The 22634-nt window shown below is 70.4% G+C and carries 19 protein-coding genes and 1 pseudogene; 12 read left to right on the plus strand and 8 right to left on the minus strand.

Features of this window, described 5'->3' with window-relative positions; genetic code table 11:
* Positions 1-128 precede the first annotated feature (128 nt).
* A complete protein-coding gene (locus WMF12_RS09725) occupies positions 129-1328 on the plus strand; it encodes a response regulator (RefSeq protein ID WP_437870156.1) in 1200 nt (399 codons plus the stop codon).
* 22 nt (positions 1329-1350) lie between these two features.
* Here the strand turns inward: WMF12_RS09725 and WMF12_RS09730 are convergent, their stop codons facing one another.
* Positions 1351-1551 (minus strand): hypothetical protein, encoded by a 201-nt coding sequence (locus tag WMF12_RS09730; RefSeq protein WP_437870158.1) that lies wholly within the window; start codon positions 1549-1551, stop codon positions 1351-1353.
* A gap of 286 nt (positions 1552-1837) precedes the next feature.
* On the opposite strand from WMF12_RS09730, the gene WMF12_RS09735 reads away from it, so the two are divergent.
* From WMF12_RS09735 to WMF12_RS09755, 5 genes are read left to right on the plus strand one after another with little or no spacing between them, the layout of a single operon-like run.
* Positions 1838-2236, plus strand: coding sequence for a BlaI/MecI/CopY family transcriptional regulator (locus WMF12_RS09735; protein WP_437870161.1), 399 nt, complete (start codon positions 1838-1840; stop codon positions 2234-2236).
* Positions 2233-3252, plus strand: coding sequence for a M48 family metalloprotease (locus WMF12_RS09740; protein WP_437870166.1), 1020 nt, complete (start codon positions 2233-2235; stop codon positions 3250-3252). The genes WMF12_RS09735 and WMF12_RS09740 overlap by 4 nt, the downstream gene beginning before the upstream one ends.
* 12 nt (positions 3253-3264) lie before the next feature.
* Positions 3265-4590, plus strand: a complete 1326-nt coding sequence (locus tag WMF12_RS09745) for a TolC family protein (RefSeq protein WP_437870168.1) — start codon at positions 3265-3267, stop codon at positions 4588-4590.
* Complete coding sequence (locus tag WMF12_RS09750) at positions 4587-6203, plus strand: efflux RND transporter periplasmic adaptor subunit (RefSeq protein WP_437870172.1); 1617 nt, start codon at positions 4587-4589, stop codon at positions 6201-6203. Before WMF12_RS09745 ends, WMF12_RS09750 begins: the two co-directional genes overlap by 4 nt.
* Before the next feature lie 17 nt (positions 6204-6220).
* Positions 6221-9379: an efflux RND transporter permease subunit gene (locus WMF12_RS09755; RefSeq protein WP_437870177.1), complete on the plus strand. Its 3159-nt coding sequence runs from the start codon at positions 6221-6223 to the stop codon at positions 9377-9379.
* A 70-nt stretch (positions 9380-9449) separates the two neighbouring features.
* Here the strand turns inward: WMF12_RS09755 and WMF12_RS09760 are convergent, their stop codons facing one another.
* Positions 9450-10448 carry a DUF1259 domain-containing protein gene (locus WMF12_RS09760; protein WP_437870180.1) on the minus strand — a complete coding sequence of 333 codons (999 nt, stop codon included), beginning with the start codon at positions 10446-10448 and terminating at the stop codon, positions 9450-9452.
* Positions 10449-10766: 318 nt separating this feature from the next.
* Complete coding sequence (locus WMF12_RS09765) at positions 10767-11249, minus strand: DoxX family protein (protein WP_437873842.1); 483 nt, start codon at positions 11247-11249, stop codon at positions 10767-10769.
* A gap of 125 nt (positions 11250-11374) precedes the next feature.
* Between WMF12_RS09765 and WMF12_RS09770 the strand changes: the two genes are divergently transcribed.
* A complete protein-coding gene (locus WMF12_RS09770) occupies positions 11375-12292 on the plus strand; it encodes an AraC family transcriptional regulator (RefSeq protein WP_437870187.1) in 918 nt (305 codons plus the stop codon).
* A gap of 53 nt (positions 12293-12345) precedes the next feature.
* On the opposite strand, the gene WMF12_RS09775 is transcribed toward WMF12_RS09770, so the two are convergent.
* Complete coding sequence (locus tag WMF12_RS09775) at positions 12346-13329, minus strand: VOC family protein (protein WP_437870189.1); 984 nt, start codon at positions 13327-13329, stop codon at positions 12346-12348.
* Positions 13330-13507: 178 nt separating this feature from the next.
* Here WMF12_RS09775 and WMF12_RS09780 point away from each other — a divergent pair, with 178 nt between their 5' ends.
* On the plus strand, positions 13508-14029 hold the full coding sequence (locus WMF12_RS09780) for a hypothetical protein (protein WP_437870192.1): 522 nt from the start codon (positions 13508-13510) through the stop codon (positions 14027-14029).
* 39 nt (positions 14030-14068) lie between these two features.
* Here WMF12_RS09780 and WMF12_RS09785 read toward each other — a convergent pair whose 3' ends face one another.
* Both WMF12_RS09785 and WMF12_RS09790 read right to left on the minus strand, forming a co-directional pair.
* A complete protein-coding gene (locus WMF12_RS09785; RefSeq protein WP_437873986.1) occupies positions 14069-14629 on the minus strand; it encodes a hypothetical protein in 561 nt (186 codons plus the stop codon).
* 349 nt (positions 14630-14978) lie between these two features.
* A pseudogene (locus tag WMF12_RS09790) lies at positions 14979-16127 on the minus strand (DUF2169 domain-containing protein); the annotation flags it as partial.
* Here WMF12_RS09790 and WMF12_RS09795 point away from each other — a divergent pair.
* Genes WMF12_RS09795 through WMF12_RS09805 form a run of 3 tightly spaced genes read left to right on the plus strand, consistent with a single transcriptional unit; the run spans position 16126 to position 19088 of the window.
* Positions 16126-16344, plus strand: a complete 219-nt coding sequence (locus WMF12_RS09795; protein ID WP_272101560.1) for a hypothetical protein — start codon at positions 16126-16128, stop codon at positions 16342-16344. The pseudogene WMF12_RS09790 and the gene WMF12_RS09795 overlap by 2 nt on opposite strands.
* A 16-nt stretch (positions 16345-16360) precedes the next feature.
* Entirely contained in the window at positions 16361-17605 is a 1245-nt protein-coding gene (locus tag WMF12_RS09800) for a DUF2169 domain-containing protein (RefSeq protein ID WP_437870195.1), read from the plus strand.
* A gap of 13 nt (positions 17606-17618) precedes the next feature.
* Entirely contained in the window at positions 17619-19088 is a 1470-nt protein-coding gene (locus WMF12_RS09805; protein WP_437870198.1) for a hypothetical protein, read from the plus strand.
* A gap of 138 nt (positions 19089-19226) precedes the next feature.
* On the opposite strand, the gene WMF12_RS09810 is transcribed toward WMF12_RS09805, so the two are convergent.
* Positions 19227-20093, minus strand: coding sequence for a hypothetical protein (locus tag WMF12_RS09810; protein ID WP_437870200.1), 867 nt, complete (start codon positions 20091-20093; stop codon positions 19227-19229).
* Positions 20094-20667: 574 nt separating this feature from the next.
* Between WMF12_RS09810 and WMF12_RS09815 the strand changes: the two genes are divergently transcribed.
* On the plus strand, positions 20668-20967 hold the full coding sequence (locus tag WMF12_RS09815; protein WP_437870203.1) for a hypothetical protein: 300 nt from the start codon (positions 20668-20670) through the stop codon (positions 20965-20967).
* An 83-nt stretch (positions 20968-21050) separates the two neighbouring features.
* On the opposite strand, the gene WMF12_RS09820 is transcribed toward WMF12_RS09815, so the two are convergent.
* Entirely contained in the window at positions 21051-22550 is a 1500-nt protein-coding gene (locus WMF12_RS09820; RefSeq protein ID WP_437870207.1) for a sigma-54 interaction domain-containing protein, read from the minus strand.
* Between the last annotated feature and the right edge of the window lie 84 nt (positions 22551-22634).

The raw sequence follows: 22634 nt of genomic DNA on the forward strand, positions 1-22634 counted from the left end.
GTGCGCGCTAAACTAGCCTGGGCACGGCAACACAAGTCAATGCAATTTTGAAAGACGCTTCGCGACTGCCACACTTGCGCACCCCACGCACGTGCGCGGGCGCACGCTGACTACAGCGTTTCCAGGTCGTGACCAGCGTTACGCGAGGCCGTATACGTTGGCACACGTACAGTTCGATCTGTCCTGGCATTGTCGACGTGAAGCAAGTTACAGATACGTCGTGTCAGCACCTGCAGGGATCGTCGGAGCCGCGCTACTCGGAGCGACGCTGCATGCTTGGCCCTTTACAGTCGTCACGCTCCTTGATAGCGTCCACGCTGCGTTTTTCAGGCACTTGGGGGAAGGTTTTGACGCAATTCAATGGTTTCGTGGTCGCGGTCGACGACAACCCCGCCAACCTCGACACGCTCCTCGACGTACTGTCGGGCGAGCATCTGGACCTCGCCGTCGCCACGGATGGCAACATGGCGATCAGCTTGATCGAGCGCGAGCAGCCGGATCTCGTGCTCCTCGACGTCATGTTGCCAGATATCGACGGCTTCGGGGTGTGCAGGCGCCTGAAGGCCAACCCGCAGACCGCCGACACTCAGATCGTGTTCATGACCGCCTTGAACAATCGGGAGCACCGGTTGCAAGGGTTGAAGGCGGGCGCCGTGGATTACATAAGCAAGCCCTTCGATACGGAGGAGCTCCTTGCGCGGATACGCCCGCACATCGCCGTCCGGCGCATGACGCGAGCGTTGCAGGAGAAGAATGCCAGCCTGGAGTCGGAGGTTCGGCAGCGCGTCGCCGTCGAGGCCGCGCGCGAGGCGCTCCTCGTCGAGCTCATGACCCGTACGGACGAGCTGCGCGAGGCCAAGGAGGGGCTCGAGCGCGAGCTCGTCGAGAAGGGGCACGCGAACGCGGAGAGGACCGCGCTGCACGAGCAGATCATCGCCGCGCAGCGCGGCCGGCTCCTCGAGCTTTCCACGCCGCTCATTCCGATCACGGATCGCATCCTGGTCATGCCGCTCATCGGTACGATGGACAGCGACCGGGCTCAGCAGGCGAACCATGCGATGCTCCACGGCGCGAGCAGCCGAGGCGCCGAGTTCGTCATCATCGATATCACCGGCCTCAAACACGTGGACGAGCGCGTCGCCACCATGCTCCTCGTCGCGGCCAGCGGCCTGCGGCTCCTGGGGACGCGCACGGTGATCACCGGGATAGGCTCGGAGGTGGCCCGAACGCTCGTGCAACTCGACGCACCGCTGCAAGGCATCGTCACGAAGGGCACGCTCCAGGACGGCATTGCCGTCGCGATGCATGCCTCCCGTCATCGAGGATAGGGCGTCTGCTCTGCCGGAACCCTCAAGGCGCCGGCAGGAGGACCCGCGCGCCGCGAGCGAGCGTCACGCCGTCCACGTGGCCCATCAGCGGTCGCTCCGGCAGGACGACGTGAAAGTGCGTGTTTGACCCGATGTGCGTGAAGACGCCGTGGTGGTGCTTCGAGAAGAAGCCCGGCCGAGGTGAGCCGCAGGCGGCGGACCCGCCCGTCTTCCTCGCTTCCACCCGGCCGTCCTCGCGAAGGCGCTGTATCAGCCGGGTGACATTGCTCTTGTCGATGCCGAGATCGCCAGCTCGAAGTTGAACACACTCAATCCCATGTGTTGGCTGAGCGCAGCGCCTGGCCGAGAACCGCGACGAAGATCAATATTCCGGTGCGTTCCTGCTCGTAGGGAAACCGGAGCCCCTGGGTCTGACCTGATTCCCCGACACGGACGCCCTGTGCGCCGCGCACCCACCGCCCCTGAGCCGTCCCGTCGACATCAACGACGCACCGTAGTAGGTTCCGCACGTGCCCGCTTCGACCACCCGATCGCTGGGCGAGCTGGAGGCCACGGTGCTGTCCGTGCTCTGGAGCAGCTCCGCGCCTCTCTCCGTGCGTGACGTGCTCGGCCGTATCCAGCGGCGTCCCCCGCTCGCGTACACCACGGTCCTCACGGTGCTGGACCGGCTCCACGACAAGGAGCTGGTGGTGCGCGAGAAGGAGGGCAAGGCGTTCCTGTACCGTCCCAGCGTCTCGCGAGAGGTCTGGCTGGGCGAGCAAGCGGCTGGCGCGCTCACGGCCGCGAGCACGCAGCCGAGCGACGCCGTGCTGATGGCCTTTCTCGACTCGGCGGAGCGCGCGGATCCGACGCTCCTCGATCAGCTCTCCGCGCTCATCGCCCGACGGCGGCAGGGACGCTCGACATGAGCGCGCTCTCGCTCCTCGCCCTGTTCGCGGTCGTCTTTGCTGCGCTCGGCCTCGTGGGCGCCCTCGTGGTGGGGGGCGCTGCGCGGGTCCTGCGCAGCCTCGCGCCGGCCGAGCGCGCCGGATCCCCGGCGGTCCACGCGGCAGCGGTGCTCGCCCCGCCGCTCGTCGCCTTCGTCGGCTGTATCGCCCTTGCCTTCCCGGCGCCGTTCTCCGCGGCCTGCCACTGCGCTGCGCACGGACTGCACCATCCGCACCTGTGCCTGCGCCACCCCGACTTCGCGCAGCCCCTGGCTGCCCCGGCCGCACTCCTGGTAGCGACCTGGCTCGCGCTCACGGCGCCACGCGTGATCCGCGTCCTCCGCGAGGCTGTGACAGCAGCCCGGCTGGCTCGCGCCATTCGCAAGCTGCCCGCCTCGCATATCGCCGGCGTCCCGATCCGGACCGCTGATTGCGGCGCCCCGAGCGCCTTCACGGTGGGAGCGCTCCTGCCCGTCATCGTCATCGACCGGGGCCTGCTCGGCACCCTGAACGAGGAGGCGCGCCAGGCCATCGCCCACCACGAGGCCGGTCATGCCGCGCGGCGCGACACGCTGACCCTGCTTGCGCTTCGGCTCGCCGCCGCGCTCTTCCCCATGCCGGGCGCACGCCAGCTCATCGATGCCTGGCGGGACGCGGCCGAGCGCGCGTGCGATGCCCACGCCGCGTCGCAGCTCGGCGACCCCGGCGCTGTCGCCGCCGCGCTCGTCGCCGTGGAGAGGGAACGATGGGCATCCGGCGCACTCGACGTGGTGCCACCTGTGCTCGCCCTCGGTGCGCCCGCCGGCGCCGCGCTGGAGCAGCGCGTGCACGCCCTGCTCGACGCAGGCGAGGGGGAGGACAAGACACCGCCCCGGCTCGGCAATGACACGGTGGCGGTCGGCGCCGGCGCGCTCGCTGCTGCACTCCTGGCTGCCGTGTGGCCGGGTGACCTGGTCCACCACGCCGTGGAGACGCTCCTCGGCTGGCTCGTTCACTAGGAGGTCGTGCCCATGCGCACGCGGTTCGCTCTCAGCACACCTTCAAAAACTACAAGTCGTAGTAGATTTGCGGTCACCTGCGCCGTCACGCTGTCGCTGGGCCTGAGCTCGTCCCAGACCAAGGCAGCTCCTCCGCTCGACGAGACCGAAGCGACGCGCCGGATCTGTCGCGAGGGCCCGAGCGCCGCGCTGGCCAGCGCGGAGCGCCTCCGAGGTGAGGCTGCCGTCACCGCGGCCGGCGTGCTGCCGAACCCGTCCCTCTCCCTCCAGCACCAGCGCACGCTGCGCGGGCCGGGTGAGAGCGAGACGGTCGTCGGGCTCTCCGTCCCGCTCGGGCTCGGCGGCCAGCGCTTCGTGCTGCAGGACGCGGCGCGCGCCCTCCGCGAGCAGGCGCTCTCCGAGGCTCACGCGACGCGCTTCGACGCGGCGCTGGCCTTCAGGGAGGCCCATGTATCGGCCGCCGTCGATGAGGCGCGGCTCGGCGTCCTCGCGCGGCAGCAGGCGGCGCTCGACGCCCTGTCCGGGACCATCGAGCGGCTCGCCCGGGGAGGCGAGAGCGCGAGCTACGATCTGCTGCGGCAACGGACCCAGGCCCGCGTGCACGGGCGGCTCCTCGCGTCGGCGCGCGCCCGGACCGCCGCGTCCCGGGCGCTCCTGGAGGCGTGGACCGGCGAGGAGGTGACGCTCCCGCCCGAAGGCCTCGCGACGATCGCCGGCGGGCCAGCGGTGCAGGCCGCCGCCGCCGCGCAGGGCGGGGCCACCCCGGCGCCGCCCCGGATCCGGGGCCTGGAGGCCGCCGCGCGCGCGCGTGGACTGGAAGCAGAGGCCGCGCGACGGCGCTGGGTTCCGGACATCGAGGTCTTCGTCGGCTACCGCGCGCTCTCCGGCGCGGCGCAGGAGACGGGGCACGGGCTGTCCCTCGGGCTCACCGTCCCGCTGACGCTCTTCGATCACGGCCAGGGTGACGCGGCGCGAGCCGACGCGGAACAGGCCGTCGCCCAGGCCACGGCCGCCGGCCTGAAACGCGAGAGCGCCGCCCGCGCCAAGGCGGCCGCCGCACGCCTCGGCATCCTCGAGGCCGGCGTCGCGGAGATCGAGCGCGCCGTCGCGGAGGCCGCGGCGCTCGAGAGCCAGGCAGGCAGGCTTTACGCAGCAGGCGAGGCGTCGATCGCCGAGCTCCTGGACGCCCTGCGCGCGGCCGAGGAGGCGCAGCTCGCGCGCATCGATCTGATGGAAGAGATCGCGCTCACGCGGCTCGCCTGGATGCGCGCCACGGGCACGATGCTGGACGCAACGCTGGATCACGCATGCGGCGACGCCGCGGGAGGTACACGATGAACCCTGGGCGCTACACCCGCGCGACAGCGCTCGCCCTCTGCGCGCTCATTCCTGGCGCGATCGGATGCCATCGCGGTGAGCACGGGCACAGCCACGATGACCACGGCCACAGCCATGGCCACGGGGTCGAGGAGAGCGAGCCGGAGCCGCTCGCCATCACGAAGTGGACCGATCTCCACGAGCTCTTCGTGGAGTTCCCGCCGCCCGTCCCCGGGAAGCCCGTGCCCTACCACGCGCACGTCACCCGGCTCGACGGATTCCAGGCGGTCACCGAGGGGACCTTCCATGTGCGCTTCAAGACGTCCGCGGGCGTGGCAGCAGAGACGAGCATCCAGGGCGTCAAGCGGCCGGGCATCTTCACGCCCGAGGGGCCGGCGCCCGCGGCGGGCTCGTACACCCTCGAGATGGCGTACGAGTACGCAGGGAAGACAGACGTCTTCGACTGCGGTCCCATCACGGTCGCCGCCGCGCCGCCGTCGCCGGAGCCGGATGCAGGGGGCGGCGCGATCACCTTCCTCAAGGAATCGCAATGGAAGATCCCCTTCGGGACCGCGTGGGCCGACGCGCGTCCGATGTCCAAGGAGATCGAGATCGCCGCCACCGTGGAGCCGGCCGCCTCGGACCAGCTCACGATCGGCGCTCCGACGGGCGGGCGCTTCTTCCATGACCCGAAGCGCGCCCTCGCGGAGGGGCTCCGCGTCGCCAAGGGGGACGTGCTCGGCGCGATCGCGCCCACCGTGGCCGGCGACGACTACACGCGGCTCCAGTTCGCCACCGAGGAGTCCAGGCTGGAGAAGGAGCAGATCGAGCGAGAGATCGCCCGCATCGAGCCGCTCGCGAAGGACGGCCTCGTGCCCGAGCGACGGCTCATCGAGCTCAGGAACCAGCTCGACGCTGCGCAAGCCAGGCTGCGCTCGGCGCAGGGCCGGATTGGGCGGGTCCTGTCGCCGGGAGGCGCAGGCGGCATCACGATCAAGTCGACCCTCGACGGCATCGTGTCGCAGGTCCTCGTTCCGAACGGCGAGCCGGTCGAGGCCGGAGCGCCGCTCGTGCGCATCGGCGGGACGGATCACCTGTGGATCCGCGCGCGCTTCGTCGCCCGCCCTGCGTCGACGTTCGAGCAGGCGAGGCCCACGGCCGTGCGCCTGCCGAGCGGCGAGCGCCTCGACATCGAGGAGCGAGGCGCTCGGTTCCTGTCGTTGCTGCCGGTCATCGACGCAGGCTCCCGCATCGCGACCTGGATCGCCGACGTGCCGCCGCTCCGGAGCGCAGGCGCGCCGGCCGGAGGGGGAACCCCGGCCCAGGCAGCGGCCCCACCCCAGGACGATCTACGGCCCGGCGCCAGCGTGGTGCTCGCGGCCCGGCTCGGCGCTCCCCGGACGGCGCTCGCGGTCCCCAGGGCGGCCGTGGTCGAGATCGACACCCGCCCGTACGTGTTCGTCCAGGCCGACGGAGAGCACTTCGAGAAGCGTCGCGTCACGCTCGGCGACGCCGACGGCGCCTTCGTGGAGGTGCGCTCGGGCGTCGCGAAGGGCGAGCGCATCGTGACCCGAGGCGGCTTTGACGTTCACCTGGCCTCGCTGATGGGGACCGTCGAGTCCCACCGCCACTAGCTGAGGAGCTCCCCGCCATGTTCGACGCCATCATCCGCGGCTCGCTCCGCCACGCCTGGCTCGTGATCGCCGCTGCGCTCGTGCTCGTCGGCGCCGGCGCCTATGCCACCGCCACCCTGCCGCTCGACGTCCTCCCCGAGCTCTCGGCGCCCTCGGTCACGGTCGTCGTCGAGGCCGGAGGGCTCGCCCCGGAGGAGGTGGAGAAGCTCGTCACCACGCCGCTCGAGCAGGCGCTGAACGGCGCGTCGGGCGTGCGCCGGATCCGCTCGTCTTCCGCGGTCGGGATCGCGTTGCTCTGGATCGAGTTCGAGTGGGATGTCTCGCCCGTCGTGGCGCGGCAGGTCGTCGCCGAGAAGCTCTCGTCCGCCCGCTCTTCGCTCCCCGAGGGCATCGAACCGCTGATGGCGCCCGCCTCGTCCATCATGGGTGAGATCATGTTCGTGGGTCTGGTCGGCGACGAGGGGAAGATCTCGGGCGGCGACCTGCGGGACACGGCCGAGTGGTTCGTCCGGCGGCGCCTCTTGGCGGTGCCGGGGATCGCGCAGGTGGTCCCGATCGGCGGTGCGCTGAAGCAGGTGGAGATCACGCTCGCCCCGGAGCTGCTCATGCAGCACCGCGTGGGGACAGAGCAGGTCCTCGAGGCGCTGCAGGGGGTCTCCGAGAGCACGTCCGGGGGCTTCTACGTCGCGGGCGCGCAGGAGTACCTGATCCGCGGGCTCGGCCGGCCGAGCTCGATCGACGCGCTCGGCCAGGTGGTCATCGCCGAGCGCGACGGCGTCCCGCTCCACCTGGCCGACATCGCGACGGTCGCCATGGGCGAGGCGATCCGGCGCGGCGAGGCGGCCGTCGACGGCCGGCATGCCGTCGTGCTCAAGGTCCAGAAGCAGCCCCAGGCGAACACGCTCGAGCTCACCGATCGGGTCGACCAGGCGCTCGACGAGATCGCGGCCTCGCTGCCGGAGGGCATGTCCCTCTACCGCAAGGGGTTTCGCCAGGCGGACTTCATCCGCGTCGCGCTCGGCAACGTGACGACCGTGCTCCGCGACGGGGCGATCCTCGTCGCGATCATCCTCACCCTCTTCCTCATGAGCTGGCGGACCACGCTCATCTCGCTGCTCGCCCTGCCGCTCTCGCTGCTCGCGGGGCTGCTCGTCCTCCGGGCCACGGGCGCGTCCATCAACACGATGACGCTCGGCGGGTTCGCGATCGCCATCGGCGAGCTCGTGGACGACGCGATCATCGACGTCGAGAACGTCTACCGGCGCCTGCGGGAGAACGCGCTCTTGCCGCCGGGAGAGCGGCGGCCTGTCGTCGACGTGGTGTACGAGGCGTCGCGTGAGATCCGGAGCTCGGTCGTCTTCGCGACGCTCATCATCCTGCTCGTCTTCGCCCCGCTCTTCTTCCTGAGCGGCATCGAGGGGCGCCTCCTGCGCCCGCTCGGCGTCGCTTACGTGACCAGCATCGGCGCCTCGCTGTTCGTGGCACTGACGATCACGCCGGTGCTCTGCATGCTCCTGCTCGGCCGAACGGACGGCGCCGCGGCGCACCGGGAAGGGTGGCTGGTGCGATTCCTCAAGGCGCGCTACCGCCCGGTCGTCACCGCCGCGCTGCGCGTCCCCGTGCCCATCGGCCTCGCCTCGCTCGCCGGCGCGGTCGCGGCCGTCGTCGCCCTGGCCTCGTTTGGCAGGAGCTTCCTCCCCGAGTTCAATGAGGGCTCGCTGAACATCGCCGCCGCGACCGCGCCCGGCACCTCGCTGGAGACATCGGACCAGATCGTCGGCCGGCTCGAGCGGCTCTTGCTCTCCCACCCGGCGGTCACCTCCGTCATCCGGAGCACCGGGCGTGCCGAGCGGGACGAGCACGCGCTCGACGTCAACTTCTCGGAGCTCGAGGTCGGGCTCGATATCTCCAAGGGCGAGCGCGAGGAGATCCTGGCGCAGATCCGCGAGCAGGCCGCCGCGATCCCGGGCCTTGCCGTGACGGTGGGCCAGCCGATCAGCCATCGCATCGAGCACCTCGTGAGCGGCGTGCGCGCGAGCCTCGCCCTCAAGATTTACGGCGACGACCTCGATCAGCTCCGCGCCCTCGCGCGCGGGGCCGAGGCGGCCATGAAGGGCGTCCCCGGGGTCGTCGACCTCGCGGTCGAGCAGCAGACCGAGATCCCCCAGCTCGTCATCCGTCCCAAGGCGACCGAGCTCGCCGCCTTCGGCAAGAGCCCTGGGGAGCTCTCGCGCTTCGTGGAGATGGCCTTCGTCGGCAGCAAGGTCGGCCTCTTCTGGGAGCACGAGCGCGTCTACGATGTGGTCGCGAAGCTCCCGAGCTCCTACCGGTCGGATTTCGCCTTGATGGCCGCCACGCCGGTCGACGTCCGCGGCGAGCGCTTCACCGAGCTCGCGGGCATTGCCGCGCTCGACAAGACCATGGGGCCCAACCTCATCAACCACGAGAACGTGCAGCGCCGGATCATCGTGACGGCGAACGTGGCCCGGCGCGATCTCCGGGGGGCCGCCGAGGACGTCCTCGCGGCCGTGCGCGGAGGGGTGAAGCTGCCGCCTGGCTACCGCGTCGAGCTCGGCGGGGCGTTCGAGAGCGAGGCGTCGGCGAGCCGCACGATCCTGGCCCTCTCGGCGCTGGCGATCGTCGGGATGACGGCGCTCCTGCTCATGGCCTTCCGATCGGCCAGGGACGCGGCGCTCGTCCTGTTCAACTTGCCGCTGGCGCTCGTCGGGGGCGCGGTCGCGGTCTGGCTCGAGGGCGGCGTGCTGAGCATCGCCTCGCTCGTCGGGTTCATCACCCTCTTCGGGATCGCCACCCGGAACGGCATCATGATGGTGACCCACTACCGGCACCTGCTGACGGTGGAGGGGCTCCCGCTGCGCGATGCGGTGATCCAGGGGAGCGTCGATCGACTCGTACCGATCTTGATGACGGCGCTGACGGCGGCGCTGGCGCTCGTTCCGATCGTCCTCGCGGCCGGCGAGCCGGGTAACGAGATTCAGGCCCCCATGTCCGCGGTCATCCTCGGCGGCTTGACGAGCTCGACGCTGCTCAACCTCATCGTGATTCCACCTCTGTTCGCGCGCTTCGCGGCGCCGAACGCAGCGCGAACAGCAGCCCGGAACGCCGCCTCAGCCCAGGTCGCCGGCGTGACGACCGGGGGCAGCGGCGCACCCTAGGCGGCTCGTGCTGCTCATGATTGGCCGGGAGCTGGACGTCCCGCTCGAACATGAGCCCGTCAGCCCGCATTCATGGTTGGCTCTTGGTCAAACCGAGCGCGCCCTTCAACACCTTGCCCAGCTCGGCGACGGGGCCACGCCCCCAGTAATGGAAGAAGAGGATGCGCGGCTCCTCGCCGACCATGTGCTGGTGGATCGCCACGATATGGATCTTGCCCGCGCGGAGCGCCTTCAGGACGGGCTGGAGCTCGTCTTCCGTGACCGCGAAGTCGCCATCCACGACGGCGTTGTCGTCCGTGCCTGCGAACGCGGCCCATGTGTTCACGCCCATCGCCTTGCCGATCTTACAGCCGCAGTCGGCGACGGCAGCCGGCCGGCCGATCACGGCCTTGACCATCCCGTCTTTCACGGTGCCTTTCACGCCGAGCGCCGCCTCCACCTTGGCCGGATCGATGGCGCTCTTCGCCGGAATGGGCTGCCCGTCGAGGCGCTCGCGCGGCTTCTGCATCTTCTGCCGGATGGCCCGCGTCGCGTCGAGGGCGGCGCGCACGCCCTTGCCGAGCGCGTCCAGCTTGCCCTCGCCGCCGATGTGCATGAAGTAGACCTTGGGCCGGTCGTAGAAGAAGTGGTTGTGGAGCGCTGTGACCTCGAGCCCGGCGTCGAGGGCGGCGCTCATGGCGTCGCTGACCTCGTCCTCGAACAGGACGAGATCGCCCATCACCATCGCCTCGATGCCCGCCTTCTGGCCGGGGGTGAACCCAGCCCATGAGGTGAGCCCCATGAACGGCGGCATGGCCCAGCCATCCACCTCGACCTTGACGTCGTTCCTGGGGAACGAGACCTTCACGACACCTTCGGTGACCTCCGCCTTGCCTCCGGTGGACGCCTCGACGACCGCGGGATCCAGCGCCGCCGGGACGGCCGGCGCTGGATGACCGGCGGGCTCCGCCGCAGGCGGAGCGGTTGGGCGTGCGACCGCCGGCGGCTCCGCGGAGGGCGCCGGGGGTGCGTTGCGGCAGCCGAGCGCCGTCAGCGCGGCGAGACAGAGCCAACCAACGATGTTCTTCATCGTTTCTTCTCCTCCTCCGCCTCGATTTCAAGCGGTGTCTTATCAGAGAGGCACGATGGTGCGGTCGTCAACCTGCGAAACCGAGCTCGCCGTGTCCAGACACCGATCTTCCCTGGCGCTGTGAATGTCCGGGACGTCGCGTCAACAGCTTCACTGTTGTTCCAGTGGGCTTGGATCCGGTGCTCGCGGACGTCAACGCGCGCTCGTGCCGGCAGGCACCCGAACGCCGTCACGCCGAGGCGTAGAATCAGCCACACGAGCTCGTACAGATCAGCCCCGTCCAGCGCCGGACCGACGTGGGAGAGGTGGTTGATTCATTCACGGCGCGTTTCGGCGTCGTGCCAGGCGCGCGTCGACGGACCAGCGCCCCGCGCCGACGACGACGAGAAAGAGCGCGCCCAGCAGCATCGCCCAGTCCGTCCTCGCCTCGTGGGCCATGCTCCAGAAGCCGTATTGCGGCAGCTTGCGCACGTGGAAGCCGAGGATGTCTCGGCCGAGCAGGATCGGAAGCTTGGTCGAGACCAGCGCCACGACCATGTCGATGACGAGCAGAGCGGCGGCGAACCGGGTCAGGAGCCCCGCGAGCACGAGCGCCCCGCAGACGATCTCGACAACCCCTACGAAAGGTCCCATGGCTTCCGGCCAGGGGATGCCGATCTTGACGAACCGTCCGGCGCCGAGCTCCGCTGGATAGATGAACTTCTGGATCCCTTCGGACAAGAACACGGCCCCGACCGAGAGGCGGACAAGGAGCGTCGCCGCAGGCGCCTGGGAGTCGAGCATCTTGCGCAGGTGTTTCATCATTTCGTTCCAGCCCTTGTCGAGGAGTGTGGAGGTGGATCTTCCGGAGGCTCACCCGGAACTCACGCCAGCATAGGCGAAGGTGCGACGGGAGTCCCCGGGCTTCGCGATCGCCGCGCGGCGATGTGGCCGGCGACGTGATTGTCGACCATAGTGTCCACGTGTTGTATGTCCGCCACGTGCCGGGTCCGCCGCTCTCGGCGCACGTCGCCGAGCTCTGGTACCTTTCGGCTGCTCCGCCTCACGCGGCCGAGCGCATCCTGCCCTCCGGTACCCTCCAGCTGGTCGTCAACCTCGACGAGGACGAGGTTCGCATCTACGACGGCCCCGCCATTCGACGCTACTCCGGTGCCGTCGTGTCGGGCGCGTACCAGTCCGCCTTCGGCGTGGACACGCGTGAGCACGCGTCGATGGTCGGGGTCCACTTCCGCCCCGGCGGCGCGTGGCCGTTCCTCGGCGCGCCGCCCGGCGCGCTGATCGACACGCACGCCGACCTGGCGGAGCTCTGGGGGCGGCGAGCGGCGGAGCTCCGCGAACGCCTGTGCGCGGCGCCTGAGCCGCGCGCGCGCTTCGCGCTGCTGGAGCGTGCGCTGCTCGACCGCCTTTCGAACGCGCGCCCCGGTCATCCCCTGGTGCCGCACGCGATCGCGGCGCTCGAGGGAGGCGAAAGGCGCGTCGCGGACGTCGCGGCCACGCTCGGCATCAGCCACCGCCGGCTCGTCGACGTGTTCACCGCCGAGACCGGCCTCGCCCCGAAGGCCTTCGCCCGGATCACACGCTTTCGGCGGGCGCTCTCGCAGGCCGAGAGGGAGCGCGAGCCGGACTGGGCCCGGCTCGCTGCCGTGTCGGGGTTCTGCGATCAGTCGCACCTGATCCGCGAGTTCGTGGCCCTCTCCGGCAATTCGCCGACCGCGCTCATCGCCCAGTCATCCCGCGAACGCGTCAAGTTGCACCACATCGCCATCGCCGGGCCAGCCGCGCCGGATGGGGCGCGCGGAAGGGACCGGCAACACGCGCGAGCCGGAGGCGTCCTGACCCGATGACCGCGAAGGATCAGCGCGGTGTCGGGATGCGCCGCAGCGCGATCGGCGCATAGCTAACCCGCCGATGGCTCGTGAAGCTCGATCGGGTTGCCGTCGGGATCTTCGAGCTGAATCTGCGCGCCCCCCACGCCGCGTTCGATGTCGTTTCGGAAGGGTGTGCCGGCCGCGCGGAGTCCTTCGATGATCGCGGCGAGGTCGTCGACGTAGAGGACGACGCGGTTCCAGCCGCCCGCGACCTGAGCGCGGCCGTCGGGCATGGGGCGCGCGCCGGAGCTGCCGGGGCCGCTCAGGAGCAAGCGCAAGTCACCGCGGGAGACCGTCGCGAACGCCGTGCCGGCCTGCAGGTCGAGCGTGAAGCCGAGTCGCTCGGTGTAGAAGCGAACGGCGCGATCGACGTCCGTGTTCTGGTAGCGGACCACTGCCGAGGTGGCATCGGGGCCTCCCGCGGCCGAGGTCGATTCCTCCGGCGCCTCGTGAAGCTCGATCGGGTTGCCGTCGGGATCTTCGAGTTGAATCTGCGCGCCCCCCACGCCGCGTTCGATGTCGTTTCGGAAGGGTGTGCCGGCCGCGCGGAGTGCTTCGATGATCGCGGCGAGGTCGTCGACGTAGAGGACGATGCGGTTCCAGCCGCCCGCGACCTGAGCGCGGCCATCGGGCATGGGGCGCGCTCCGGAGCTGCCGGGGCCGCTCAGGAGCAAGCGCAAGTCACCGCGGGAGACCGTCGCGAACGCCGTGCCGGCCTGCAGGTCGAGCGTGAAGCCGAGTCGCTCGGTGTAGAAGCGAACGGCGCGATCGACGTCCGTGACCTGGTAGCGGACGACGGCCGAGGTGGCATTGGGGCCTTCCATGGCCGAGGTCGATTGGGTGGTATGGGGCATGCAACCTCCGAGAGAGAGAATGACCAGGATGAGGATGATCTTGTGGATGATCTTCATGCGCCGATTCTGTTGCCCGCGCGCGCCGCCGTATTGGACAAATTGGAAGCCGCGGCGGTCCAGGCTCGTGGGCATGCGCCGCACCGAACGACGCTTCGTCATCCTCCACGTGCTGTGTGCCAGCGATTGACCATGCCGGGAGCCGCAAGGCGGTGGACGGGTCCTGCGCCGTGGTGTCCGCGGTCGCACCCCGGGACGCTCAGATTGCGATTGCCCGGCGCGCCCGGGTGCGCTCTCCTTCGATCCAGGAAGCGGGAGACTCTCCCGCGAGCGCGCCGCGATGAAGCCCTCGTACGAAGCTCGTGCACCAGAGATCGTGACGGAGCCCGAGCAGGTCGACCAGCTGCCGGCGCTGATCGAGCGGATCGCGGAGCAGACGCGGCGCGACGCCGAGGGCCGGCGGGTGGAGCTGCCGTCGGGGCGCGTCGTCGAGGTGCGATCCGCGGCAGGGGACGAGGAGCGGGTGACGATCCGGAGCGCGTCCGGGGAGATCGAGCTCGACGTGCGCCTCACCGAGCGCGGGCCGGTGCTGCGGATCCGGGCGGCGGAGCTCGAGCTCGAGTCGCCGGGCGCGGTGCGCGTCGACTGCGATCGTTTCCATGTGCGCGCCGAGCACGGGATCGTGCACGAGACCGGCGGCGACCTCGCGCAGACGGTCGCCGGCGACGTGACGACGCGGGCGCGCGGCGAGCTGCGCGCCGAGGCCCGTCAGGTGAACCTCGAGGCCACGCGCGGCGACGTGCAGATCGCGGCGAACGATGACGTGCAGCTGCTCGGCGAGCGGATCAAGCTGAACTGCTGAGCGTTGCGTGCGGCGTGCCGCGCGCGGGTCGACCGCGCATCAGAGGGCCGAGAGCGCGCGCTCGACCTGCCCCGCCAGCGCGGCCTGCGCGGCGACGCGCCGCTGCCACACGCGCTTCAGCCGCAGGCCGAGCGGCGCGTCGAGCCCCTGCTCCGCGATCTCGAGCGCGAGCTTGCCCCGCCGCTCGGCCCTGACGAGGCGGGCGTACTGCTCGGCCCCGAATCGGTCCGGGTGGCGCCGCTCCCAGGCGGTCACGTAGGCGTCGTCGAAGCGCTCGCGCAGCGCGCGGTCCCCGTGCTTCAGCGCGCGCTCGAGCTCGTCGCGCCAGCGCCGCTCGGCCTTCCGCCAGGTGCCCTCGTCGAGGTCGTGCGCGGAGAGCACCTCGCCGCGCAGCGCGCCCCGCTCGGCGAGCTCCGCGCAGACGGTGGCGTACCGCTCGATCGTGACCGGCTCTTCCGGGCGCGCTGCGCTCGGCGCCGGCGGTTCCTTCAGCGGGGCCGGCGGTTGCGGCGCCGGCGCGGGGGCCGGGGCGCGCGGGGCCGCGTCCGCGAGGGCGGGCGGCTGCGATGGGGCTCCATCGAAGTCGAGCGCGGCGAGCACCGCTCCCGCCGCTGGGCCGGGCGTCGTGGCCGCGGGCGGCGGAGTGGCGGGCGGCGGGCAAGGTGCCCGACCCCGGCGCGCTGCCGGGCCCGTCGAGCGCCAGCGTGCCGCCCCCGGACCCCTCCCGCCGCCGCGGCTCGCCGGAGCGCGACGGCGCGGCTGGCGCGGCCGCCGCGGGGCGCTGGACCGGCGGGCGCCGCGGCGGGACCGCTGGCGCGCTCCCGATGCCCACGCCGGCGACGGCCACCAGTCGCTCCCGCTGCGCCGGGTCGCGCAGCTCGACGTGGGCGCGCCAGGTGATCGTGCAGAGCAGCCGATCCGCGTCGACGTGGAGGCCGTCGGCGTGGAACGCGAGCCGCGCCGGGGCGTCGGGATCGGCGTCGTCGAGGCCGTACACCGCGCCGGCGACGCGCGCGTCCGGCAGCGCGCTCTGGATGCGCGGGCGATCCGGGTGGAAGCCCTCGAGCACGACGACCGTGTCCGGCTGCAGCGCGGAGACCCACTGGTCGCGCGGGGCGCACTGGAAGTACGACCAGTCGAAGGCGCCCGGCACCTCCATCACCTCGGCGTCGAGCCTGGCGCGGGCGCCGGCCGGGAGGCGGCGGCTGCGCGCCGGCCACGCCGCCGCGAGCGGACCGAAGCCGGCGGGCCTCTGCGGATCGACGGGGTCGAGCACGTTCGGCAGCTCGCCGTCGCGCTCGCTGCACCCCAGGGGGTTCTCGGGCACGCCGACGCCGCCGGCGGCGCGCTCGTACACGATCGGCATCCGGACGAACGGCTCCGGCGCCGCCCCGGCCTCCTTGCGGCGGCCGACGACGCGCACCGTCTTGTCGAGGCCCGGCGCCTCGCGCTGGACGAGCGCGAACCGCGCGCTCATCTCGGCGACAGCGCGGCCGCCCGGCGCGGCGGCGTGCCCGAGGGCGGTCACGTCCACGTACTGGCGGTACGGCACCCGATCGCTCGCCGCGGTCACGTGGGTCATCGGGCCGCGGCGGTCGTGGACATCCTTCGCCTGGAACGGCGCCGCCACCTCCGCCGGCCGCATCGGCGATGCGTCGAGCGAGAAGCTGGCCTTCACGACGACCGTCAACCGGAGCTTGCCCTCGTGGCGCCACGGGACCGTGTCCACGGTCGCCTGCGCCGCCGTCGCCGACGCCGCCGGCGTGAGCGACGCGCACGCGACGCCGCCCGCGGTGCCTGGCAAGAACGGCAAGGCGCGCGCCGCGAACTGCGCGGCCTGCGCGTCGTCGACCGGGAGTGTCCCCTTCGGCTCGCTCATGTCCCCGTCGTGCACGGTCGCAACCGCGCCTCCCGAGGTCAAGGGCTCATCCAGCGATCGCGGGCCGCAACGACCCTTGGAGTCGTCGCCGGTGTGTGGCGGTGCGCGGATGGCTTCGGAACCTGGCCGACGAGCTCGGCCAGGGGTGTGCGCCGGCGGCGGGAGATCAAAACAAAATACCGAGTGGCCGCCCGCGCGCGCCAAGTACCATGACCGCATGAAGCGGCTCACCGACCCTTTTCACGTGCTGCCGGAGGCGCAGCGCCACGAGCTCATGCGCGACACGGTGATGGCGATCTTCGGCCCCGCGGTGGGTCAGGGCTTCTGGGATCAGATGGAGCCCCTGCTCACCGACACGCGGCGCCAGCCAGGCGACGCGGAGGAGCCGGAGAAGAACTTCTGGCGGGGCCGGTGGCGCATCTACGAGGCAGAGTGAGCGCGGAGCAGCGGCCGTGAGCAACGACCCGACGCCGCCCGCCGCGCGCGCCCCGGCGCGCAGACCGCGCCGCAAGACCGAGCTGCTCCTGCAAGGCGAGCCCGACGGGCGGCGGTGGATCGCCTGGATCTCGAAGCGCACCTACCGGATCCACAACGGGCGCTGCGAGCTCGATGCCCCCGCGCAGCAGGAGGTCCTGCACGACGACGAGATCCCGTACAGCGAGGATCGCAAGCCGCCGCGGGTCTCTCCGCCGATCGCCGTCGACGAGATGCTCCCTTTTCGGCGCGCGACCGACGTCGTCATCCAGGCCTTCGCCCACGCCTACAAGCCCGACACCCGCACGCTCACCGCGAGCGTCCGGTTCGGCAAGCACCACCGCGAGATCGTGGTCCACGGCGACCGCGTGGGTGAGATCGACCGCGCGGGCCGGCCGCGCTTCTCCGAGCCTGCGCCGATCGAGGTGGTCCCGATCCGCTACGACTACGCCTACGGCGGCGTCGATCTGACGGCGCTCGGCCGGAACGGCGACCTCCTCGGCCAGCTCGTCCAGGATGCCCGCCGAGGCATCGATCGGCTCGCCGACACGGTGTACCACTACCCGAGAAATCCTTGTGGTTACGGGTACTTGATGGAGATCGACGCCGAGGGCTTCGCGGGGCGGCCGATCCCCAACCTCGAGTTCCCGTTCGACCCGCTGACGCCGCAGCGCCTCGCCGTGGGCAAGCCATACCGGTGGATCCATGCGCCGCTGCCGGCAGGCTGGGATTACCAGTCCATGGCCTGGTTTCCCCGGCTCGCTTACCTCGGGCTTGCCCCGACCTGCCAGAGCGACGGCAAGCTCCCCGCCGAGGTCGAGCGCGGCTGGGCCGCCCGGGATGTCCTCTCGATCCCGCCGCTTTATCAGGACCCCGGCGGCCCGCTCCGGCCGGAGTACGCGCAGGTCGCGTCGCCCGGGATGAGCGTCTCCGACCTCGCGCCGGACGAGTACTTCGAGCTGCATCACGTGCACCCGAACCGGCAAGTCTACTCCTTCCACCTGCCCGGCGAGGTGCCCCGGGTGATGCTGGAGCTCGCGCCCGGCCGGGCGCTCACCGAGGCGGAGTCCCACCTCTGCTCGGTGGTCGTGCGGCCGGTCCCGGGCGAGGTCGTGGTGGTCTGGAGCGCCCGGGCCCCCGTGGCCCTGGATCTCACCGAGGAGCAGATGATGAACCTGCGGCGCGAGGTGCGCTGGACCTCGGCGGCTCGATCGACTCGATGAAGGAGCGCGAACAATGTCGTACGGCTGCCTGACCGTCACGCGGTGGAACGTGTTCCTCGGCCTCTCGTGGCACGAGGCCCTGTTCTGGTGGCCGATGCCGCCGCCCGGGGCCTACGTGCCCCAGAAGTACTGGCCTCATTTCCAGACGGGGCTTGTCAGCGGCACGCACCTCTTCTCGTTCTGGTCGGAGCAGAACAAGCACGAGATACAGCTCGACGGCGTGCACTGGATGGGGCGGGGGAGCGACGCGAGCCTCGTCGTCCCGCACGTGGACGTGGTCCAGGGGTGGAATCCGCTCCTGCCCTGGACCATCCTCTTCGGGAGCTCCATCTCGGTCTGGGGGACGAGCGGGGTCACGATCGGATGCGATAACCCTATTTTCGGCGAGACGACCTGTGATCTCGCGTGCTCGCCGTTCAAGACCGTGCCGTTCTCGCTCCACCTCGCGTGCAACAGCCCGGTCAGCCTGCCGCTCGATTTCACCATCGTCTGGGGCACCGCCAAGGCCGGCTTCACCTGGACCGACTTCATCGCGTGCCTCGTCGACATCGCGATCGAGATCGCGATGGACATCCTGATGAAGTTCGGCGGCCAGATCGCGGGCAAGCTGTGGAAGGGCGCGAAGGCCGCGGGGAAGGGGCTGGTGAAGGGCGCGAAGATGGCCGCCGCCAGGAGCGCGGACCTCGCGCAGCCGTTCTTCAAGCGGGCCGGCAAGGCCCTCGCGCGGGAGAGCGCCGAGGAGACGCTCGCGAAGATCCTCAAGGAGTCCGCCGAGGAGGCGGCCGACGACGTCGCGTCGAAGGTGGGCAAGCAGGCGGCGGAGAGCTTCTCGGACTCGCTCAGCCGGCTGCGATCGCAGAGCGACGAGCTGCTCGAGGAGCTCGCGGAGGCCGCTGACGGCAGCGTGTGGAGGTCGTTCAAGCAGGGCGCCGCGGAGCTCGGCGAGAGCGCCGCCGATCGCATGAAGAAGCTCGGGAAGAGCCTTGGCGCCGCGGCGAAGTCGGTGAAGGACACGATCATCGCCGTGAAGACGTGGAAGAAGGTGACCGAGCAGAACCTCCTGCAGTCGCGGAAGGTGAGCAGCATCCTGAAGTACACGGCCCTGGCGAACGGGTTCAAATACTCGAAGAAGATCGGCGGCAAGGTCTACAGCTCCATCGACGCGCAGTACCACGACCTCGGGGATCTCGACGCGGGCTCGGACGGGTACAGCTTCGGGCCGTTCGCGCTCGGGAGCAGGAGCGGCGTTTACGACGACCTCGGGGACCCCGTGGGGGACACGGGCGACAACGATGATGATGATGACGAGACCAGCAAGACCGTGGTTGGCGATCGGTTCGCCTGGAGGGGCGACGCGAGCGCGAAGGCGCGCGTGAGCGAGCGCTTCTCGTGGTCCGATCAGCGCGAGGAGAGCGGCGGGAGCGCGGGTGTGGACGACCGCTTTGCCTGGATCATGAGCGACGCCGCCACCTCCGGCGCGTAGCTCCACCCACCAGGAGTCCGGCCAGCGTCATCCGGCCGTACCGACGGGGTGCCCGCTGCTCCCTGCCGAGGGGCGCCACCTTCGAGCGCTCGAAGGAGCGCTCGGCGTCGCGCTCTTCACGCGTCCCTCACGGCACGCCTACGGTGTCACGAAGATGACCGAGAGATCATCCACGTAGAAGGCGCCCGTGGAGTTCGCGCCCATCCAGGCTCTGACCGCGCCGAAGTTCCGCGCCTGGTTGAGAAAGTAGCTCGGGATCGCGACGTCGAGGCTGCCGGATGCCGCCCCCAGGAGGGTGATGGTCGCCGTCGCCGCGCTCGCGCCGATGTTGAACGTCACCTGTACGCTGAACACCTGCCCGCGCTGATACGTCCCAAAGATCAAGTTGCTATCGTCGTTGACGCGCACCGTTCCGTTCGTGAGAAAGTCGAGGTGCAAGAAGCTGTTCAAGTCGCTCAGCGGCTGGTTGAAGCCCTCGAACTGCAGCGTCGGGACTCCGCCGTCCGCGCCTGGAATGAAGAGCCTGGCGGTCGCCATGTATTGACCATCTCCGCGAAAGGCGCTGAAGCGACCCTGGATCGACGTCACGTCGTTGAAGTTCGGGTGCTGAATGAGCACCCACTGATCGTTGGCCTCACCAGCCGGAGAAGCGGCCACCGTCACGTTGCCGTTGCCGAGCGCCGTCGCGACGGTGCCGACCGCTTGCTGTGCGTTCGGCGGCTGAGATGCGGTGTCCTGGGTGAACCCGGCGCTGAGGAGCGTCTCGGCGGTGCAGCCTGTGAGCAGCGCCGGCGCGGCCAGCAGCGGCAGGCCCAGGATCGTGCGCCGAGAAACGAGGAGCGATTTGCCGGTCGCATGATCTTTGGCGCGAGCAGACTCGATCGTTCGATTGAACGTCATGTTCATCTCCGTTGGGTGAAATCGGCCCACGCACGACGTGCATGGCTCGGTGGTCGAAGCGGCGTTGTCGCCGAGAAGCGCGGCGTACAGCGACAGGTTTCGCAAGCGTCATGCCACGGCGAGCGGGTCGCGCACCCCCCGACGAGCCCCCGTGTTCGCGCCGAAAACGAGGCTCATCGCTCCCGTGATCTCCGGAGAAGAGCACGGGGCCGCCGCGCTCCCTGTCTCTCTGAAGGAGACACCTGTTCCCCTGGAGAACCAGCGCGAGCAGGGATGGCCTGCGGCGGAGGGCTCCGCGCCGAGAGAGGCGCTCGCCTGCCAGACGACCGTCAGGCCGCCCCATGAGACTGCGAGCTGGAACAAGACATCAACCCACAGAAATTTCCGCCCCAGGAACCGTCGATGTGGGGCAGAATACGTGTCGACGATGGCGCTCCGCGGCAAGCCGACCGCCCACCATCGAAGAGCTGGATCCAGGTGCGCTGTCGGCATCGACGATGGTGATCGTCAACACCAAGCGGGCCGGAACCAGCGCCCAAGCGCACGAGCCTTGCGCCGAACAGACCATGGTTCGAATTTGCTTTACCCTCGCAACCCAGCCTGAGATGCTATGCACTGCGACGAAACAATGCACGACAAGGGCATCGTTTCGAATGCGAAAGCATCCTGGAGGGGTAACATGCCGATTTCAGTGACAGTCAAAGGCAAGACGTACGAGAGCGACGGTCATTACCACGCGGAAGAGGTCATGTTCGCTTCCGTCAAGCGTCAAGGGAACCTCGACGTGGAAATGAACGGTTGGCCGTGCACGGGCGAGCGGCACCACGATTGCCATCAGCTCTTCCTCGACCAGTCCGCTAACCGCACGATCACGGTGACCATCACGGCCGATCATGCCGGCTACGCCGCGAACCATGGGCGCAAATTCGGGGATAAAGGGACGATCACCTACGCCAATGGCGTCGCGACCTACGGCTAGAGCGGCAAACAGTCAGAAGAGCGTCCAATCCTCCGCCCACCATCGCGGAGACCACGCCCTTCGGCCGAGCGCGGCCCGTCCCATCACGCCTCCACCCCGTACTTGTCCAGCCACTGTTTCAGGCGCTGGTAGCTCCTGAAGCCGATGAGCGCCGCCGCGCGCGTCTTGTTGTGGTTCGCTTCCTTCATGGCCCGCTCCAGGTAGTGCCGGACGACGTGGGCAATGGTCTCCTCGAGGCTGAAGCCGTCGCCGAGCGGCTGGCCCAGCACCGCGTCCCGCGGCGTGTCTTCGCGGACGAACAGCGCCTCGCGGACCTCGACGACATCGATCACCGGCCCGTGCGCCCAGACGAAGGCGCGCCAGAGGGTCCCCTCGAGCTCCCGGACGTTCCCCGGCCAGGGGTGACGGAGCAGGTGGTTCCTTGCGGCGGGAGAGAGCTTCTTCGGGATGCCTCCGGGGCGCGCCTCGTTGTTGAGGCGGGCGAGGAACTGGTCGGTCAGCAGGCCCACGTCGCCCTCGCGTTCGCGGAGGGGCGGCGTGTGCAGGACCAGGATGGCCAGCCGGTAGAAGAGATCCTCGTGGAATCGACCCTGGCCGACCTCACGCATCAGATCTCTGTTGGTCGCGGCGATGATGCGCACGTCGACGGGGACCTCCTGCCTGCCGCCGACGGGGCGGATCTTCTTCTCCTGGAGGGCGCGGAGCAGCTTCACCTGCGCATCGGGCGGCAGCTCGCCGACCTCGTCGAGGAAGAGCGTCCCGCCGGTCGCGCGCCCGAGGTGCCCCTGGTGGTCGGCGGCGGCGCCCGGGAAGGCGCCCCGGGTGTGCCCGAAGAGCTCGGAGTCCACGAGCTCCCGGGGCAGGGCGCCGCAGTTGACGGCCACGAACGGGCCCGCGGCGCGTGGGCTCGCCTGGTGGATGGCGCGGGCGAGGAGCTCCTTTCCGGTCCCGGACTCGCCCTGGATGAGGACGGGCGCCGTGGTGCCGGCGGCCTGCCGCGCGCGGTGGAGCAGCCGCTTCATCGCCTCGCTCCGGTGGACGATGTCCGAGAACCCCGGCTCATCGGGCCGGAAGCCGCCCGAGAGGCGGGCCAGGTCTTCCTCGGTGCGGCGGACCGCGGCAGGGATCAGCTCCGCGGCGAGCTCGAAGGGCACGTCGGCGGTCTGGACGCCGGTCTGGGGCGATGACTCGATGAGCTCCGCCTCGAAGCGCGTCTTCGCGACGAGGATCCAGATGGCCGCCATCGCCGGCGTGCCCGCGCTCAGGTGGAAGGTCCGCTTGGCCCTCTTCCCGTACTGCTCGATCGACCAGGCCACAGCCTCCATGACGGCGCGGTAGATGTCCGCGTGGTGCGTCGGGGTGGAGAGCGTCTCCTGCCGGAGGACGATGCTCGCCTTCGTCTTCTTCCTGAGCCATCGCGTGAACGGCGCGACCTCCTCTCCTGGATGGTTGTTCAGCAGGACGAGGTGGTCGAACTCGCGCTCGGCGACGGCGTGCGCGATGGGGCCTGCGCCGACCGCGGCGTCGCCCGACGCCGCCCTGAGGTCTGTCTTCCCGATCCATGCGAGGAGAACACGGGCCATCGTGCTCGCCAGCGTAACAAACCTTCTGGTAGCAGAGACATCCTTCTTCTCGCCCCGGTAAGTTTCTCTGCCAGTGCCGCTGCG

The sequence above is a fragment of the Sorangium sp. So ce363 genome, assembly GCF_051520435.1.
Lineage (GTDB): Bacteria > Myxococcota_A > Polyangia > Polyangiales > Polyangiaceae > Sorangium > Sorangium cellulosum_B.

Coding starts and splice junctions, on each gene's coding strand:
- WMF12_RS09740 (WP_437870166.1), top strand. CDS start 2,233: ATGAGCGCGCTCTCGCTCCTCGCCCTGTTCGCGGTCGTCTTTGCTGCG.
- WMF12_RS09745 (WP_437870168.1), top strand. CDS start 3,265: ATGCGCACGCGGTTCGCTCTCAGCACACCTTCAAAAACTACAAGTCGT.
- WMF12_RS09750 (WP_437870172.1), top strand. CDS start 4,587: ATGAACCCTGGGCGCTACACCCGCGCGACAGCGCTCGCCCTCTGCGCG.
- WMF12_RS09755 (WP_437870177.1), top strand. CDS start 6,221: ATGTTCGACGCCATCATCCGCGGCTCGCTCCGCCACGCCTGGCTCGTG.
- WMF12_RS09760 (WP_437870180.1), bottom strand. CDS start 10,448: ATGAAGAACATCGTTGGTTGGCTCTGTCTCGCCGCGCTGACGGCGCTC.
- WMF12_RS09765 (WP_437873842.1), bottom strand. CDS start 11,249: ATGAAACACCTGCGCAAGATGCTCGACTCCCAGGCGCCTGCGGCGACG.
- WMF12_RS09775 (WP_437870189.1), bottom strand. CDS start 13,329: ATGACGAAGCGTCGTTCGGTGCGGCGCATGCCCACGAGCCTGGACCGC.
- WMF12_RS09780 (WP_437870192.1), top strand. CDS start 13,508: ATGAAGCCCTCGTACGAAGCTCGTGCACCAGAGATCGTGACGGAGCCC.
- WMF12_RS09795 (WP_272101560.1), top strand. CDS start 16,126: ATGAAGCGGCTCACCGACCCTTTTCACGTGCTGCCGGAGGCGCAGCGC.
- WMF12_RS09805 (WP_437870198.1), top strand. CDS start 17,619: ATGTCGTACGGCTGCCTGACCGTCACGCGGTGGAACGTGTTCCTCGGC.
- WMF12_RS09815 (WP_437870203.1), top strand. CDS start 20,668: ATGCCGATTTCAGTGACAGTCAAAGGCAAGACGTACGAGAGCGACGGT.
- WMF12_RS09820 (WP_437870207.1), bottom strand. CDS start 22,550: ATGGCCCGTGTTCTCCTCGCATGGATCGGGAAGACAGACCTCAGGGCG.